The organism is Afipia sp. GW823-FHT06G09, assembly GCF_058794875.1.
The window spans coordinates 1-15545 of sequence record NZ_JBXAHF010000004.1 but is presented as its reverse complement, the minus strand read 5'-3'; the positions used below and the strand labels follow the sequence as shown (position 1 = coordinate 15545).

The following is a 15545-nucleotide window of genomic DNA, read 5'->3' as shown; positions in this document are numbered from 1 at the left end:
GGTGGTTCGCAAGTCCGCTTTATTTCCACCGCGCGCTCTTGACGCGCCCCGCCATGACAGGAATGCAACACCCGCCATGGGGCCAAATTTGCCCCAAAATGCGGCAAACTGGCTCGTCATATCCATGCGGAAACCGAGCCGAATACCGGTTTTTGCGCCCCGCCCGGTCCTGATATAACCCCCGCCATGTCATACAAGGTCGCTGCTTTTTATCAGTTCATCGCGCTCCCCGATTTCGAGAATCTGAGGGAGCCCCTGCGCAACATGTGCGTGGCTCTCGATATCAGGGGGATCATTCTCCTCGCCGCCGAGGGCATCAACGGGACGGTTGCGGGCCGCGAGGCTTCCATCGACGCCCTGATAAACCAGTTGCAGAACGGTGCGCTGTTCAACGGCCGGCTCGACAATCTGGAACTGAAATTCTCCACCGCGAACGAGATGCCGTTCAACCGGATGAAAGTCCGGCTGAAAAAAGAGATCGTCCGGCTCGGCGATCCCGAAACCGACCCCAACGCGAGGGTCGGCATCTATGTCGATGCCGCCGACTGGAACGCGCTCATCAAACAGGACGACGTGCTGCTGCTCGACACCCGCAACGGCTTCGAGGTCGAGATGGGGACATTCGAGGGCGCCGTCGATCCGAAGATCACCCGCTTTGGCGAATTTCCGGACTTCGCCGGCCGGACGCTCGATCCCGGCAAGCACAAGAAAATAGCGATGTTCTGCACCGGCGGAATTCGCTGCGAGAAGGCCAGCTCCTACCTGCTGTCGCAGGGTTTCGAGGAGGTCTATCACCTCAAGGGCGGCATCCTGAAATATCTCGAGGAGATTCCCGAAGCGCAAAGCCTGTGGCGCGGCGAATGTTTCGTCTTCGACCAGCGCATCGCGCTCGGTCACGGGCTCAGCGAACGTCAGGTCCTGCGCGGAGACGGCGCGGACCACACCGACGCCACCGAGATCGACATGAGCGAGCAAGCCGATGACTGAACCCGCCTCGCCCGCTTCACGCATTGATGCGCTGGAAATCCGCATCGCGTATCTCGACGAGACCATCGAGACCCTGAACAGCACCATTACCGCGCAATGGAAGCAGATCGACGCCCTGAGCCGGGAGATGCTGGCCCTGCGCGAGCGGCTTGATGACGCCGAGATGAAATCGGAGACGGGCTCCCCGCCCGATCAGCCACCCCCTCATTATTAACACCAGTGGCGGCTGGGCCCACCCGTGCCGCCAGCGCATTTAATGTGCAGGGCACTGAAGCACCGGCAAAAAAATTGGTAATTCCATGCGGGATATGTATGGTCCGGCCTTGAGGAAACTGGGGAGGACAATAATGCGTAAAATTGCAATTCTCGCTGGCGTGGCGGCCGCACTGGCTGCAGCACCGGCGGCAGCCGACGATCTCAAGATCGCGCTGATCTACGGTAAAACCGGACCGCTGGAAGCCTATGCCAAGCAGACCGAAAACGGCCTGCGCATGGGTCTGGAATACGCCACCAAGAACACCATGACGGTCGACGGCCGCAAGATCGTCCTGATCACCAAGGACGACCAGGGCAAGCCGGACCTCGCCAAGGCGGCGCTGGCCGAAGCCTATCAGGACGACAAGGTCGATCTCGCCATCGGCACCACCGCCTCTGGCGCGGCGCTGGCCATGCTGCCGATCGCCGAGGAAAACAAGAAGGTGCTGATCGTCGAGCCGGCGGTTGCCGACGCCATCACCGGCGAGAAGTGGAATCGCTACATCTTCCGCACCGGCCGCAACTCGTCGCAGGACGCGATCTCGAACGCGGTCGCCATCGGCAAGCAGGGCGTCACTGTCGCCACGCTCGGTCAGGACAACGCGTTCGGCAAGGACGGCGTCGCCGCGTTCAAGGAAGCACTCGGCAAGACCGGTGCGACATTGGCAGCGGAAGAATATGTCCCGGCAGCTACGACCGACTTTACCGCGGCAGCCCAGCGCCTGTTCGATGCGCTGAAGGACAAGCCGGGCCGCAAGATCATCTGGGTGATCTGGGCCGGCGGCGGCGATCCGCTGACCAAGATCCAGGACATGGACCCGAAGCGCTACAACATCGAGCTGTCGAGCGGCGGCAACATCCTGCCGGCGCTGGCGGCCTACAAGCGCCTGCCGGGCCTCGAAGGCGCGACCTATTACTACTACGCCATTCCAAAGAACCCGATCAACGACTGGCTCGTGACCGAGCACCAGAAGCGGTTCAACGCGCCGCCGGACTTCTTCACCGCGGGCGGTTTCGCTGCGGCGATGGCGGCCGTGACTGCCGTGCAAAAGGCGAAGTCGACCGACACCGAGAAACTGATCGCGGCGATGGAAGGCATGGAGTTCGATACGCCCAAGGGCAAGATGAGGTTCCGCAAGGAAGACCATCAGGCGCTGCAAAGCATGTATCACTTCAAGGTTAAGGTCGATCCGAACCTCGCATGGGCCGACAACGAACTGGTCCGCGAGCTCAAGATCGAGGACATGACCATCCCGATCAAGAACAAGCGGTAAGACTCTCTCACCTCTCCCCGCTTGCGGGGAGAGGTCGGAGACCGAGCGCAGACGCTGCTCCACATTCAATGTCGTCCCCGCGAAAGCGGGGACCCATCACCGCAATATGCTGTTGAAGCCCACCGTAGGAGAACCATACTCATGGAGTATGGGTCCCGGCTTTCGCGGGGACGACAACTTGATGATGGCTGCATGTCCCTCACCCTTGAGACCCGTGACCTGACCATCCGTTTCGGCGGCCATGTTGCCGTCAACAAGGTGAGTTGCACGTTTCGTCCGGGCGAACTCACTGCCATTGTCGGGCCGAACGGCGCCGGCAAGACCACTTATTTCAACCTGATCTCCGGACAGCTCCGTCCGACCGCCGGAGATGTGCTGCTTGCGGGCGAAGACATCACCCGCCTGTCCGCGCCGCTGCGCACCCGCAAGGGCCTCGGCCGTGCGTTCCAGCTCACCAATCTGTTTCCGAACCTGAGCGTCGAGGAAAACGTCCGCCTCGCCGTACAGGCGGCCGGCGGCGTGCATTACGAAATGCTGCGCCCGTGGATGAAGCGCCGCGATCTGATCGAGCGCGCCGACGGCATTCTCGACTCCATCGCCCTCGGCAATCGCCGCGCGGTTGCCGCAGCTGCACTCTCGCATGGCGATCAGCGCAAGCTGGAAGTCGCGCTGATGATGGCGCTGGAGCCGAAGGTGTTCATGTTCGACGAGCCCACCGCAGGCATGAGCGTCGACGAGGTGCCCGTCGTGCTCGATCTGATCGCGCGGCTGAAGCAGGACACCAGCAAGATCATTCTTCTTGTCGAGCACAAGATGGACGTGGTGCGCTCGCTCGCCGACCGCATCATCGTCCTGCACAACGGACAACTTGTGGCCGACGGCAAGCCTGCCGAGGTGATCGCCTCGCCGATCGTGCAGGAAGCCTATCTCGGCATCGCGCCCGGAAAGACCGCCGCATGAGCGACATGCTGAAGCTTGACGGTGTCCACACCCACATTGCGCAGTATCACATCCTGCATGGCGTCGATCTCAATGTGCCGGAAGGCCAGATCACCATGCTGCTCGGCCGCAACGGCGCGGGCAAGACCACGACGCTGCGCACCATCATGGGACTGTCGCCGCCCTCCTCCGGCCAGATCGTTCTGGCGGGCCAGAATATCGAAAAGAAATCCACACCGGACATCGCCGGTCTCGGCGTCGGCTATGTGCCGGAAACCATGTCCGTGTTCTCGGACCTGACCGTCAAGGAAAACCTGATCCTTGCGGCACGCGAAGGTCCGCTCGACGACACGCGCCTGCAATGGATCTTCGGATTCTTCCCGGCACTGAAACGCTTCTGGCTGTCGCGCGCGGGATCGCTGTCCGGCGGGCAGAAGCAGATGCTGTCCATCGCCCGTGCCATCGTCGAGCCGCGCAAGCTGCTCCTGATCGACGAGCCGACCAAGGGTCTCGCGCCCGCCATCGTCGTCAACCTGATCGAATGCCTCGCCGAGGTGAAGAAGCGCGGCGCGACCGTCCTGCTGGTAGAGCAGAATTTCCGCGTGGCGCAGGAAGTCGGCGACAGCGTGCTGGTGATGGACAACGGCAAGATCGTGCATCGCGGCGCCATGGCCGAACTCGCCAAGGATACATCGTTGCAGGAAAAGCTGCTGGGTCTCAGCCTCGAGGCGCATCAATGACCGACACGACGACGACCCCGGCGACCGTAGAGCCGCTGCCGCAAGCCAATCGCGATTTCATCCCGCTGCTGCTGCCGGTCGCACTCGCGCTCGTCATGATCCCCTTCGTCGGATCGGGCAGCACCTGGGTGACGCTGACCATCGCAAGCCTCGCCATGGGCATGATGATCTTCATCATGGCTTCGGGCCTGACGCTGGTGTTCGGCCTGATGGACGTCCTGAACTTCGGCCACGGCGCATTCATCGCGGTCGGCGCCTATGTCGCGACGCTGGTGCTGGCGCCGATGGCCGGATACGTCCAGGCCGACTCGCTGTGGCTTAATTTGCTCGCGCTGGCTCCTGCCGCGCTGCTGGCGATGGCGGTGTCGGGCGCGCTCGGCCTCGTCTTCGAACGGGTGCTGATCCTTCCCGTCTACGGCAACCACCTCAAGCAGATCCTGATCACCATGGGCGGGCTGATCGTGGCCGAGCAACTGCTCTACGCGCTGTGGGGGCCGGAGCGCATTCCGCTGCCGCTGCCGGCCTCGCTCCGCGGCTCCTTCATCCTCGGCGACATCGCCATCGCCAAATACCGCGTGCTGGCGATGGTCGTCGGCCTTGTGGTGTTCGGTCTCGTGCTGCTGGTGCTGAACCGCACCAAGATCGGTCTGCTGATCCGCGCCGGTGTCGAAAACCGCGAAATGGTCGAGGCGCTGGGCTATCGCATCAAGCGGCTGTTCCTTGGCGTGTTCATGGTGGGCTCGGCGCTCGCCGGTCTCGGCGGCATCATGTGGGCGCTCTATCGCGAGGAAGTTCACGCCTCCATCGGCGGCGAACTGACCGTTCTTGTGTTCATCGTCATCATCATCGGCGGCCTCGGCTCCATCGGCGGATGCTTCGTCGGTGCGATTCTGGTCGCCATGGTCGCGAACTATGGCGGCTTCCTGGTGCCGAAGCTGGCGCTGATCTCGAACATCCTGCTGATGGTGGCGATCCTGATGTGGCGGCCGCGCGGACTCTATCCGGTGACCAACAGATAAAGATTTGCAGATGATGATCCTTTCCGGCGATCCGCCGCGCAGCCGCGTTCTCAGCCTTCTGCTCATCGTCATCGTGACGCTGCTTGCGCTGGCGCCGTTCCTGTTCCCCGGCGCGAAGGCGATGAATGTCGCGACCAAGATCTGCATCTTCGCGCTGCTGGTCGCGTCCTACGATCTGCTGCTCGGTTACACCGGCACGGTGTCGTTCGCGCACACCATGTTCTACGGCATTGGCAGCTACGGTATCGCGATTGCGCTCTACGCCATGGGCCCGACATGGGCGGGCGTCGCCACCGGCATTGTCATCGGCCTGCCGCTCGCCGCGCTGCTCGCGCTCGGCATCGGGCTGTTCTCGCTGCGCGTGCAGGCGATCTTCTTTGCGATGATCACGCTGGCGGTTGCCTCAGCCTTTCAGGTGTTGGCCTCGCAACTGTCGTGGCTGACCGGCGGCGACGACGGCCGCAGCTTCCGTCTGCCGGAGTTGCTCCGTCCCGGCACCGTGATCATTCCGAAAGAAGTCTTCGGGTTTGAATTCAACGGCCGCACGCTGACCTACTACATTGTCTTCGTGGTCGCGGCTGCGCTGATCCTCACGCTGCTTCGGATCGTGAATTCGCCGTTCGGCCGCGCGCTGCAAGCCGTGCGAGAGAACCGTTTCCGTGCCGAGGCCCTCGGCTATCGAACCGTGTTTCACCTGACATGGGCCAACGTCATCGCCGCCCTTGTCGCGGCCTGCGCCGGCGTCCTGAATGCCCTGTGGCTGCGCTATGCGGGACCGGAGACACTCTCCTTCACGATCATGATCGACATTCTGCTGATGGTGGTGATCGGGGGCATGGGCACGATGTACGGCGCGATCATCGGCGCGGCGATTTTCATTCTCGCTGAAAACTATCTTCAGGCGCTGATGGGCGCGGCCTCGAAGGCAACCGCGGGCGCTGGCATTCCCGTGCTGCCTGCCCTGCTGCATCCCGACCGCTGGCTGCTGTGGCTCGGACTGCTGTTCATCGCCAGTGTGTACTTCTTCCCGACCGGGGTTGTCGGCAAGTTGCGCGGGAAGAGCTGACACAAAATGGCCGGGCAAGCCCGGCCACGACGATTTCAATCCGTTTGTCCTAACCGCTGAACTCTTCACCCGAGATCATGATTCAGGCTCTCGGCTAGCTCAGGTTCTAATTGCCTTTGCGCGGATCATCGGCCGGATTGACATACGTGATCGCCTGCGGCCCCATCCCGTGCAACTGGATGATGCTGTCCTCGGTGAACCACGCATAATGCTGCATGCCTTTCCGGGCGAGCGCAAAACCTCCAGCCTTGAGAGCGCTGCCATTCTTATCATTGAACGTGCCACCCATTCCAATGTTGAACGTCCCCGAGATGACGGTGACATTCTCATCGTTCGGATGTGTATGCGGGGGCACCTTGTATCCGGCAGGTACCTTCACCCGAACGACATAAAGTCCTTCCTTCGCCGGATCGCCGCTTAGCACGGCGACCTGTGCAACTTTCGGGAAAGCCGGCGGCGCCGGCTCCCATTTCAGTTGATCAGGGGACACAACAGCGTGGTCGTCGGCCGCGATGGCGGGAAGCAGAAGCAGAACGATCAGCGACAGTGCAGCGATCAGAGAGACGCGCTTCATGGCATTCCTCCTGACGTGTTGCCGCGCATCAACGTGCGCAGGCCCCCCACCAGCCTGACGCACATAGTCCGCGCCCGGCATGAATGCCAGCACCCGATAGGATTATGAGAAACCAAAAGCACATCCTTCGGGACACCGCCTGGTGGCGGTTCCCGGGACCGGCATATCCAGCGCGATCAAGCTGCGCGGGAAGAAAGCCCGGTGGGAGTGGCAAGCCGCCGCCATGACACCTCAGCGGATGCACTCACAGCCGCAGTTCCTCTTCGGTCCCGGTTGTTATGATTGTTTTCGATAGCACCGCGTAAATGACAGCCGTCGACCAGCCAAACAACAGCACCCCGTTCATCGCTGTCATTGGCCCAAGCAAGCGCCATTGCTGCAGCGGGGTCACGTCGCCATAGCCAAGCGTGGTGTAATTTACGAAGGCGAAATAAAGGAGATCCGTGCCAGGGGGCGCAACACCCAGGATCGCGTAAGCAAATGACCAGACGATGACCTCGGCAATATGCGCGGCCATCAGGACCGAGACGGCCGCAGTCATCACCGCGATCCGTCGAAGCGGCTGATAGGACGTTGCACGCCCGCTTGCGATACGCGCGGCCCACAGTACGGCCGTCATCACGATCGCATGAATCGCAATGTTGCCGAGACTGACGGCAACGCTAACAATAATCTGGCGCAACATGCAGATCGCTCCGGGGGCAATCTCAAGCTGTTTCGAAGCACGGTCCTTTCACTGTAGCCGAGGCGGCAACAGGTAAAGCGTCACGGCGAAAATCAGATACACCATCAATACAAGCACTCCGATAAACCATGCCGACCGCCCGCTGTTGGTCACCATGAACGCCGCCATGGCAGCGATGAGCATCATGACCACCGCGCCCGGCCAGAATTGCAGGTTCATCGGCGCAGGGCCGATGACATAACTGAAAAGTACCAGCATCGGGGCAACGAAGAGTGCGATTTGGGATGCGCTTCCCAGTGCAATGCCGACGCTCAGATCCAATCGGTTTTTGCGCGCACCGGAAAACGCCGAAGCCATCTCGGCGGAGCCTCCCACCAGTGCCACCACAATGAACCCCACGAACGCTGGTGTCATCCCGAACGTCACCGCGGCGTGCTGCACCGACTCGACGAACACCTCGCTCACCAGCGCGATCAGTACGGTGACGCCGGCCAGCGTGGCCAACGCCACGCCCAATGGCCATGGCAATTCGCCAGCCTCCGCATGCTCCGCACCGCCGAAATAATCGCGATGGGTCTTGAGCGAGAACAACAGGCCCAGTCCGTAGACGATGATGAGCAGCACGGACAGACAGACGCTCAATGTTGCGATGAACGCCGTATCGGTCACGGAATCGACTTCCGTGACCACGGAAGGAATCAGTATTGCGATCGTGGCCAGAAACAGCAGACCCGCCTGCAGACGGGCGCTCGCTTTATTGTATTCCTGCACGTGGTGCTTGAGACCGCCGAGGAGGAACGACGCACCCAGCATGAACAACGTGTTGGCGACAATGGCGCCTGCTATGGATGCCTTCACCAGGGTGTATTGCCCCGCGCGCAGCGCGGCCAGCGCGATAACCATTTCAGTCAGGTTGCCAAGCGTGGCATTGAGCAGGCCACCGGCTGCATCGCCCGTTTTGGCCGCGACGGATTCGGTGGCGTGACTCAGCAGCGTAGCCAATGGGATAACGGCCAGGACGGACAGCACAAAAAGCAGCGTATGCGCTTCCGGCTTGACCTTCTGAGCGACGAACAGCGCGGGCACGAAGCCCAGCAACCAGAGCAAGGGGTTGTGACGGATCTCTTTAAGCAAGGGATTCATGATGCCCCAGAAAGAAATGGACCGTTCGCAATTCCTTTTTTTGCGGCCAGCCGCGCTTCGCGTGCAACTATCTGCTTCAGGCCATTCGCGGCTGGGTCGAGCCAGCGGCGAGTTCAACAATATCCGCAATAGTGCAAAAAGCGGAAGCGATTCCAGGCAATGGCCGACATAACCGAGGCTCCGAAACCGGAGCCTCAGTCATGCCAGCTAAAGGTCAGCGCGCCGGATCTGGATAAACCATGCTCCGCCAGCCGCTGCGATCGAACGGCTTCCATTCGCCTTCCGCCTGCGCAAGACGATCGGCGACGGCGTAAACGATCGCCGGATGGTGCCCCATGCCGCAATGGCTGGCGCCCTGCACCTCGATGTTCTCGGCATACGTGCCGGGCTGCTCGATGCAGCTCTGCCACGCGCAGATCCCGTCGGTGCGGCTGAAGATCGCCGTGGTCGGCACAGGCGGCGTCTTCGCCATCTCGCCGCCGAACTCCGGGTCATGATGATCCGCACGGCGTCCGCTGACGGTCTCATACGTGCGCCATGCGTTCGTCGCCCTTGGATTGCCTGCGAACGGGCTGCCGAGGGTGATGACCGAGCGCACGCGGTCAGGCATCATCTTCGCAAGCTGGCGCGCGTAGATGCCACCGAGGCTCCATCCCACAAGGCTCACCTTGCGGCCATGGGTCTCGTTGAGATCCTGCAGGAGATTGAGCATCGCATCTTGAACGCCGGCGCGGGGACCGAAGTTGCGGCCAAGTCCCCAGCCGCTCACGGCATAGCCGCGGCTCTTGAGGAACGTGCGCAGCGGACGCGTCGCAGTGTCGCTGGTGATCAGGCCCGGCAGCACGAGCACCGGATGACCGTCACCCTTGGGCGCGAGGCTGAGCAGGGGAAGCGCGCCGAGGAATGCGCCGAATTCATTAATGGCGCGCGCCTCCAGCATCATCAGCAATCTGGACGGCGGGCGAAGCGTCTGGGCAGCAACGGACATTCGATTTCCTTCTTGTCAGTACGTTTCCGGCTTTCGGCCGGCGCGACAAAATCAATTCCGATATACGAAACGAATCACGGCAACACGCCAATCAACGCACATTGATTCAAGCTATTGGGCAAATTCCGGCATTTCAAGCCGCCTCCGGCGCGTTTGAAACAGGTGTTGCAAATTGCCGACAGGCCGGATTTTCGCTTGGATAATCAGAGCGTTTTGACCACCACTTCCGCGGTGTGCAGTGCAAGACCCGCAAGTCCACCGATCAGCGCGCCATTGAACCGGATGTATTGCAGGTCCTTCCCGATGTTGATTTCGATCAGGTTGATCAGCTGTTTCATGTCCCACGACTTGACCTGATCGGCGATGAAGCGTGACACGCCGCTCTTCTGATCGGCGATGAAGCTGCGCAGCACCGCGACAATTCCCTTGTTGATCTCCGCGCGCATCTCGCTGTCGGTGGCGAGTTGTTTGCCCGCCTCCAGGAACACATTGGTCAGGTGATGTTGCAGCACGTTGCTCTCGCCGCTGGCGCTCCTGTCGATGAACGCCTTGACGCTGGCCCAGATGTCACGCGTCAGCGCGGCAAGCTCCGGGCGCGCCAGCAGATCGCGCTTCAGTCCGTCGATACGATCCGCATACGTCTTGTCGTTCGCCAGCTTGTCGGGAAGCGTCAGCAGGATGCGGTCGACCTCGCCGCGAAACGGATGCTGGGGATCAGAACGCACTTCTTCAAAGAACGATGTGGCCGACGCAGCAACCCTCTTCAGCAGGAACTTGTCCGCACGATAGAGTTTCAGCAGTGTCGGAAGTTCGTTGCGGATTTTCTCCCGGATCAGCTCGAGCGTCTCGGGCTTGTTGATCGACTCGTGAATCGCCTGCAACAGATCGTCGAGCATGCCTTTGTGGCGTCCCTCGGCGATGAAGCCGCGCAGCGTTCCCGCCGCCAGCGGCGCAAGATCGACGGTCTGCAACTGCGTCACGATCCGGCGCGTGAAATACGATTTCAGTCCCGACGTTTCCGCAGCGGCCAGCGCCTCCGGCAAAAGACGCAGAACGAAACGCGCCAGATCCGAGCTCTTCTTCGGATCGGTCAACCAGTCCGAAATGAACGAGGCGAAATCGACCTCGCGCAGCTTCGCATCGACCGGCGCCGGACTAAGGAAATGCACCTCGATGAATTCGCCGAGTTTTTCGGCGATCCGGTGCTGGTTTTGCTGGATGATGGCGGTGTGCGGTATCGGCAATCCCAGCGGCCGCCGGAACAGCGCAACCACTGCGTACCAGTCCGCGAGCCCGCCGATCGTCGCCGCCTCCGCGAACGCTGCGAGAAATCCGAATCCCGGATGCACGCGCTCCATCGCCTTCGCGACAACGAGCACAACGACGCAGCCAAGGAGGACCAGCGTCGCGAGCATCTTGACCCGGCGCAGTTCCGCCGCGCGCGCGATGTCGCCGGTATCCGCGACCAGCACGAATTTTCCGTTGTCAGCCATACGCGTATTCCACAAAAGTGGGCACCGGTTTTGGGATCAGAATACGCGCCTCCTTATTAGAAGAGCATTTTCTTGACGCAAACCGGCTTCCACTTTGCCGGAAAATGCTTGCACGATCCCGCTCAGCCGACATTGCATCGCGGACCCGCTCCCGTCAAAGGAAGGCGGTGCGCGGCAAACAAAGGCCCGCTCGAAGCGGGCCTTTGATCGTCGAATTGTAAGGTGGTCGAGGCCGGACGATCAGGCCGACTTGGTGTAGGACGCGACCTTCGCGAAGTTATCCTGCGCGGTCTTCGCACCGTCGGCAATCAGCTTGCCGAAGTATTCGGTGGTCGCCTTGGCGCGCGACATCACGACTTCGCCCTGGGCGCGGAGCAGATCGCCCTGGATCGTGACGGCTTCGTTCAGCGACTTCGCCGACGCCAGCTTGTCGATGCCCGAGAACAGCGCCTGCGCGTCTTCGTAAACGGCCTGCTGGATGCTGCGGGAGATTTTCGCGGTCTCGCTGACCGAACCGGCAACAGCGGTTTCGATCGCCGAGGTCACCTTCTCCGAACCGGTGTGGATCTCAGCAGCACGGTCCTTGGCGGTGCCGGCGGCCTTCTTCACGAACTCACGAGCAGCTTCAGGAACTTCCACGTTCGGGAAATTCTTCAGCGCGTCGGTGACGGGCGCGAAAGCGGTCTTCACGGTGTTCAGCACGGACTCGGTGTTGAAAGAATTGGTCATTGTCTGTCTCCATCCTCAGGGTTGCGAGCTATGGGCTCATCCCCGTCCGGTATGGCCCGGGGCAAGGTGGTTATGCCAAAGTCTTAGATGCACTGCAACAAGAATGTTGCAATGCGTCATCACGAACCCGTGATACAATTAAATTTAAGCGATTACAGTAACTTAGCCCACAGCTTCGGAAACCCCGTAGGCTTCGAGCTGGGCACGAACCTTGGAGACATTATGGCCGAGGACCACGATATCGTGGGTCTTTCCAGCCAGGTCCCTGACCTGATCGTGCAGCAGCGCCTCGGCCTTGAAGCCGAGACTCTCGAACAGGGCGATCGCCCCGGTCTGATCGACCGTCATCTGGGCCACGATCTTCTCCAGTCCCGATCCCAACGCCAGCGCGAAGGTTTCCTGAGACAGCGCGCGGCCTACTCCAAGACCGCGGACATCCTTGGACACCACCATGCGGATCTCGCCGACATGCGGCGACCATGACAGCAGGTCCCGGACGATGGTGCCGCAGCCCACCACCGTAGTCCCCTTCACGGCCAGCAGGCTGACCAGCCCGCCGCGCTCCAGCTCCTTGATCCAGGCCGAGAGCACCTTCGGCTCACTGATGTTGCGCGGAATGAACAGCAGGTCATGGATCGGCAGCTTCTGCGCGAACGCGAGGACAGCCGCCTCGTCCGCTGCCGTCATATGGCGAAACTCGATTTCACCGACCTCGGTCATGACGCGGCGCGGATAGGAACGGACTTCGGTGCTGTTCATGTTGATCGCTCACTTAACCAGGAATCGAGTTTGGGCCAGAGACGCTTGATGGCGTTCGCACCGGCAACGAGACTGACATGGCCGCCCTTGAGGATAATCTCGGTCTTGTCGGTCGATCCGATCTTCGCGATCAGATGCTTCGCAGCGTCATAGGGGACGATGTGATCGTGCTCGGCGACCGCATGCAGCACCGGCACCGTAATCTTGGAAATGTCCGCGGGACGTCCGCCAACGGTCATGGTGCCGTTGAACAGCTTGTTGTCCCACATCAGGTCCTTTGTGGTGGTCCGGAAATATTCGCCGGCCAGCGGCAGCGTATCCTGCGCCCAGCGGTCGAACATCCGGTAGGATTTGACGAACTCGTCGTTCCAGATGTTTTCCCAGAGCTGGATCTGGCCCACGGCGCGCGACGCGGGCCGCAGCATTTCAAACGATGACAGGATCATCTCGGGCGGCACGTTGCCGACGCTGTCGACCAGTTTATCCACGTCGAAGTAACGCCGGTCGGAAAAATTCTGAAACAGCTTCATCTGCCGGAAATCGATCGGCGTCGTGAAGCACACCAGATTCTTCATCGGGCCATCGTTGAAGATCGAGCCGTAGAGCAGCGACAGGACACCGCCGAAGCAATAGCCGATCACATTGACGTCGGTCTCACCGGAGTCTTCCTGCACCCGCCGGATGCAATCCGGAATGAAGCCGAGAACGTAGTCCTCCATCCGCAGCGATTTTTCCTCAGGGCGCGGCGCCGTCCAGTCGAGCATGTAGACATCGAAACCCTTCTTGAGCAGGAATTCGATGAAGCTCTGTCCGGGCACCATGTCGAGAATGTAGCCACGATTGGTGGTCGCCATCACGATCAGGATCGGGATGCGATAGATCTCATCCGCCAGCGGCCGGTAGTGATAGAGATTCATCGTGCCTTTGGAATGGATGATATCCTTCGGCGTCGAGCCGAGCGCCGGACCTGACGAGGCGAAATATTCCACGCCCTTGATGCTGCGCTGGATCGCGCGCTGGACCTCGGTCTGGATGCGTTCGCCGACCTGCGCGATATCCGGCATCGCGTTCGCATTGGTCTGGACATTCATGGCGTGCCTCCTCCGGTCGCGGACGGCGGCTGCTTGGTTCGCGGAGGCCTTGGCATAGCCAGCCCGTTGCTGCCCTGCGACGCGACGTCGGCATGCACGCGATTGAGCAGCGCCCTGATCTCGTTCAACTGACTTTCGATCGATTGCAGCCGCTCGCCCATGCTGACCATCTGCGCGCGGCTGGGCAGGTTCATGCTGACCAGGTAACGCTCCATCAGATCGCCGACGGTCTTTTGCGCACCGACCGAGGCCCCGGTGAGTTGATGCGTAACCCGGCTGAACTGTTCCGAACCCATGACCTGATTGGCCATGGCGTTGAAACCCTTCTCCATCTCGGCAAGCATGGTGTGCCACACCTGCACCGGGTCGTTCGGCTTGTCGGACATTCTGGCGCCCCTCCCGAAGCGGTAACAAGGCCTCGTTGGGCCTGCCTTTTTTAGCCATTCCATACCGTTGCGGGACCGAGGTCAACATTGGCCCGCCATCAAGCCGCACGCCGCCTCCTGTACGGCGCAAAAAGCCTGCGATAGGGTTTAGCCTTGTTTATCTCGAGGGACGCACACGTGAACGCACACCAGCCACCGCAGATGGCGAAGACCAATGGAATCGAGCTTTGCTACGAAATCTTCGGCGCGCCGGACGCGGAACCGCTGGTCCTCATCATGGGCCTCGGCGCACAGATGATCCTTTGGGACGATGAATTCTGCCGGGATCTGGCCGGCCGCGGCTTCCGTGTCATCCGCTTTGACAACCGCGACATCGGTCAGTCGACCAAGCTGTCCGGCGGCAAACCCCTGCGCGCGATCGAGTTGCTGAAACTGCGTATCTTCAAGATCGCGCCGGAAGCCCCCTACAAGCTGTGGGACATGGCCCGTGACGTCGTCGGCCTGCTCGATGCGCTCGGCATCGGCAAGGCGCATATCGTCGGCGCATCGATGGGCGGGATGATCGCGCAGGAAATCGCGATGCAGTATCCGGGCCGGGTGCTGTCGCTGACCTCGATCATGTCTTCAACCGGCAACCCGAGATTGCCGCAGCCGACCCGCGAAGCGTCCGCCATCCTGCTCGCGCCGCCGCCAAAGACCAAGGCGGAATACATCGAACGTTTCGGCACGACCTGGAAAGTCCTGCGCGGCGGGCCGTTTCCGCTCGACGAGGCGAAAGATGCCGAGCGCGCAGAGCGCACCTACGCGCGCGGTCTCAATCCCGCAGGCGTCGGCCGGCAACTGCGCGCCATCCTTGCGTCAGGCAATCGCACAGACCGGCTCCGGTCGGTCAAGGCACCGACGCTTGTGATTCACGGCACCATCGATCCATTGGTGCGGGTGGAAGCCGGCAAGGACACGGCGGCATCCATTCCCGGCGCCAAGCTGCTGCTGATCGACGGCATGGGGCACGCGCTGCCGATTCCCATGTGGCCGACCATCATCGGCGCGATCGCCGATCATGCGCAGGGCGCGTCGGGCAAGCAGTAAGTCCGCAGTCCTCACAATCCCGATCATCCTCCGCGAGACAGCAAATTCAGTCATTCCGGGATGCGCCGCTTGACGCAGGCCCGGAATCCATGATTGCGACGATCTCCTGAGTGGCTATGGATTCCGGGCTCACGCAAACGCGCGCCCCGGAATGACGGCGGAAAGCATTGCTGGCGTGCGGCTCGAAACATTTCGTGATGGGGATACGTATCCCCGCGCTCCGTACCGCGCTTACGTTCGCTGGGTCCTGGTCGTGAGGGGCGCTTCTCGAGGGCGCTTTGAAGCGGAGCAGGATGCGGCGCCTGCGCGCACGGTTCGCACCCGTTGC

General features: G+C 61.4%; 17 protein-coding genes. 8 read left to right on the top strand and 9 right to left on the bottom strand.

Annotated elements, in window-relative coordinates; translation table 11 throughout:
* The first annotated feature begins 186 nt into the window (after nt 1-186).
* From trhO to AC1Q67_RS16925, 7 genes are all read left to right on the top strand, one after another.
* Nucleotides 187-987 (top strand): oxygen-dependent tRNA uridine(34) hydroxylase TrhO, encoded by an 801-nt coding sequence (trhO, locus tag AC1Q67_RS16955; RefSeq protein WP_492237131.1) that lies wholly within the window; start codon nt 187-189, stop codon nt 985-987.
* A complete protein-coding gene (locus tag AC1Q67_RS16950; RefSeq protein WP_492237132.1) occupies nt 980-1201 on the top strand; it encodes a SlyX family protein in 222 nt (73 codons plus the stop codon). The genes trhO and AC1Q67_RS16950 overlap by 8 nt, the downstream gene beginning before the upstream one ends.
* Before the next feature lie 133 nt (nt 1202-1334).
* Entirely contained in the window at nt 1335-2516 is a 1182-nt protein-coding gene (locus tag AC1Q67_RS16945) for a substrate-binding domain-containing protein (protein WP_024573876.1), read from the top strand.
* A 192-nt stretch (nt 2517-2708) separates the two neighbouring features.
* A complete protein-coding gene (locus AC1Q67_RS16940) occupies nt 2709-3476 on the top strand; it encodes an ABC transporter ATP-binding protein (protein ID WP_492237133.1) in 768 nt (255 codons plus the stop codon).
* Nucleotides 3473-4195 carry an ABC transporter ATP-binding protein gene (locus AC1Q67_RS16935; RefSeq protein WP_492237134.1) on the top strand — a complete coding sequence of 241 codons (723 nt, stop codon included), beginning with the start codon at nt 3473-3475 and terminating at the stop codon, nt 4193-4195. The genes AC1Q67_RS16940 and AC1Q67_RS16935 overlap by 4 nt, the downstream gene beginning before the upstream one ends.
* Nucleotides 4192-5214: a branched-chain amino acid ABC transporter permease gene (locus AC1Q67_RS16930; protein WP_492237135.1), complete on the top strand. Its 1023-nt coding sequence runs from the start codon at nt 4192-4194 to the stop codon at nt 5212-5214. Before AC1Q67_RS16935 ends, AC1Q67_RS16930 begins: the two co-directional genes overlap by 4 nt.
* 10 nt (nt 5215-5224) lie before the next feature.
* On the top strand, nt 5225-6280 hold the full coding sequence (locus tag AC1Q67_RS16925) for a branched-chain amino acid ABC transporter permease (protein ID WP_492237136.1): 1056 nt from the start codon (nt 5225-5227) through the stop codon (nt 6278-6280).
* Nucleotides 6281-6386: 106 nt separating this feature from the next.
* On the opposite strand, the gene AC1Q67_RS16920 is transcribed toward AC1Q67_RS16925, so the two are convergent.
* The 9 genes from AC1Q67_RS16920 to AC1Q67_RS16880 all read right to left on the bottom strand — a co-directional run bounded on the left by AC1Q67_RS16920 (nt 6387) and on the right by AC1Q67_RS16880 (nt 14128).
* Complete coding sequence (locus tag AC1Q67_RS16920) at nt 6387-6854, bottom strand: cupin domain-containing protein (protein WP_492237137.1); 468 nt, start codon at nt 6852-6854, stop codon at nt 6387-6389.
* A gap of 244 nt (nt 6855-7098) precedes the next feature.
* Nucleotides 7099-7539 carry a potassium channel family protein gene (locus AC1Q67_RS16915; protein WP_492237138.1) on the bottom strand — a complete coding sequence of 147 codons (441 nt, stop codon included), beginning with the start codon at nt 7537-7539 and terminating at the stop codon, nt 7099-7101.
* Nucleotides 7540-7587: 48 nt separating this feature from the next.
* A complete protein-coding gene (gene cax, locus AC1Q67_RS16910; RefSeq protein ID WP_492237139.1) occupies nt 7588-8682 on the bottom strand; it encodes a calcium/proton exchanger in 1095 nt (364 codons plus the stop codon).
* Between the two features lie 214 nt (nt 8683-8896).
* Nucleotides 8897-9670, bottom strand: a complete 774-nt coding sequence (locus AC1Q67_RS16905; protein ID WP_492237140.1) for an esterase/lipase family protein — start codon at nt 9668-9670, stop codon at nt 8897-8899.
* Nucleotides 9671-9873: 203 nt separating this feature from the next.
* Nucleotides 9874-11163: a DUF445 domain-containing protein gene (locus tag AC1Q67_RS16900; protein WP_492237141.1), complete on the bottom strand. Its 1290-nt coding sequence runs from the start codon at nt 11161-11163 to the stop codon at nt 9874-9876.
* Nucleotides 11164-11403: 240 nt separating this feature from the next.
* Nucleotides 11404-11892 (bottom strand): phasin, encoded by a 489-nt coding sequence (locus tag AC1Q67_RS16895; RefSeq protein ID WP_024573868.1) that lies wholly within the window; start codon nt 11890-11892, stop codon nt 11404-11406.
* Nucleotides 11893-12054: 162 nt separating this feature from the next.
* The gene (locus AC1Q67_RS16890; protein ID WP_492237142.1) at nt 12055-12651 is read right to left on the bottom strand and encodes a GNAT family N-acetyltransferase; all 597 of its coding nucleotides are present in this window, start codon (nt 12649-12651) and stop codon (nt 12055-12057) included.
* Nucleotides 12648-13742 carry a PHA/PHB synthase family protein gene (locus AC1Q67_RS16885; RefSeq protein ID WP_024573866.1) on the bottom strand — a complete coding sequence of 365 codons (1095 nt, stop codon included), beginning with the start codon at nt 13740-13742 and terminating at the stop codon, nt 12648-12650. Before AC1Q67_RS16885 ends, AC1Q67_RS16890 begins: the two co-directional genes overlap by 4 nt.
* The gene (locus AC1Q67_RS16880; protein ID WP_024573865.1) at nt 13739-14128 is read right to left on the bottom strand and encodes a hypothetical protein; all 390 of its coding nucleotides are present in this window, start codon (nt 14126-14128) and stop codon (nt 13739-13741) included. The genes AC1Q67_RS16885 and AC1Q67_RS16880 overlap by 4 nt, the downstream gene beginning before the upstream one ends.
* Before the next feature lie 177 nt (nt 14129-14305).
* Between AC1Q67_RS16880 and AC1Q67_RS16875 the strand changes: the two genes are divergently transcribed.
* Nucleotides 14306-15217: an alpha/beta fold hydrolase gene (locus AC1Q67_RS16875; protein ID WP_492237143.1), complete on the top strand. Its 912-nt coding sequence runs from the start codon at nt 14306-14308 to the stop codon at nt 15215-15217.
* Nucleotides 15218-15545: the final 328 nt, after the last annotated feature.